3 protein-coding genes are annotated in these 949 nt (G+C 35.4%); all 3 read left to right on the top strand.

Going from position 1 to position 949, the window contains the following annotated elements:
• The first annotated feature begins 7 nt into the window (after window positions 1-7).
• The gene (locus tag A936_RS23140; protein ID WP_502685433.1) at window positions 8-103 is read left to right on the top strand and encodes a DUF3289 family protein; all 96 of its coding nucleotides are present in this window, start codon (window positions 8-10) and stop codon (window positions 101-103) included.
• A complete protein-coding gene (locus tag A936_RS22385) occupies window positions 87-545 on the top strand; it encodes a DUF943 family protein (RefSeq protein WP_008461862.1) in 459 nt (152 codons plus the stop codon). The genes A936_RS23140 and A936_RS22385 overlap by 17 nt, the downstream gene beginning before the upstream one ends.
• Window positions 546-604: 59 nt before the next feature.
• On the top strand, window positions 605-949 hold a 345-nt coding region (locus A936_RS22380; protein ID WP_008461861.1), incomplete at its 3' end, for a DUF943 family protein.

Below are 949 nucleotides of genomic sequence, written 5' to 3'. Positions count from 1 at the left end.
GTTTGTCCTGCAACGCTACAGCGAGTTTGCCTTCAAACCCTTTATTACCAATATGGAAGCCACTATTCATATTATTGGGAAGCGCAATGGAATTAAAAAATAAAATAATAATTAGCCTGTTATTATCTGGTGGTGTTTTTTTAGAGGGTTATTTATGGTTGTTATTTCGTTCGGTAGAAATTATTGCCGTACACCAGAGAAATAGTTATAGCGATGTCTTAGTAAGTAAATTTCCTTTTACTAACAAAGGTAAAATAGACTGGTGGTTGAAAAATAAAGAAATGCTAAAGACGAAGTATGATATTCCTAAGCCTTCATCCTACGGTAGTTCTAGTGTTGTTTTTTGGCTGTTTAATGATGGTTATAAAGAAGAGGGGAAATATGATCGGCTTTGTTTCAATGATATGGCAACAAAAGTAAACTGCATTGATAAAAACACAGTGCTTACTGTCGGTAATAGTAAGAGGTATGGAACTAGATTTACTCTCTCAGATGGAATTTATCGGATTGATGAAAATGGCAGAGTTATAAAAATCAATAAATAATGGTTGGTTGTACGGCAGAGATATTGATAAGAAATTTTAATTATAAAGGTTGAATAAGCATGACAGTACCCGAATTGTTGAGGCGTAGTATAAAGGGACTAAAATTTCTAGCTGGCGGTCTATTGGCTGGATACTGCTTATGGTTAGCATTTCGACCAGTTGGAATTGTTGCAGTTCATAAGAGAAATAGTTACAGCGATGTATTAGTGAAAAATTTTCCTTTTACAAAAAAAGGGAAAGTACACTGGTGGTTGAAAAACAAAGCCATGCTCAAAGAAAAATATGGTGCTCCAGGGCCAGACAAGGATGGTTTTTATGTAATTACATTTTGGTATTTTGGGGACGGTTATGTAGAAACGGATGGTTACGATCGGCTATGTTTTGACGATCTGGAGCCAACGTTA

It is taken from the genome of Enterobacter sp. Ag1, assembly GCA_000277545.1.
In the GTDB taxonomy this organism is placed as follows: domain Bacteria; phylum Pseudomonadota; class Gammaproteobacteria; order Enterobacterales; family Enterobacteriaceae; genus Cedecea.
This window is presented reverse-complemented; position numbering and strand designations above follow the sequence as displayed.

Coding starts and splice junctions, on each gene's coding strand:
- A936_RS22385 (WP_008461862.1), top strand. CDS start 87: ATGGAATTAAAAAATAAAATAATAATTAGCCTGTTATTATCTGGTGGT.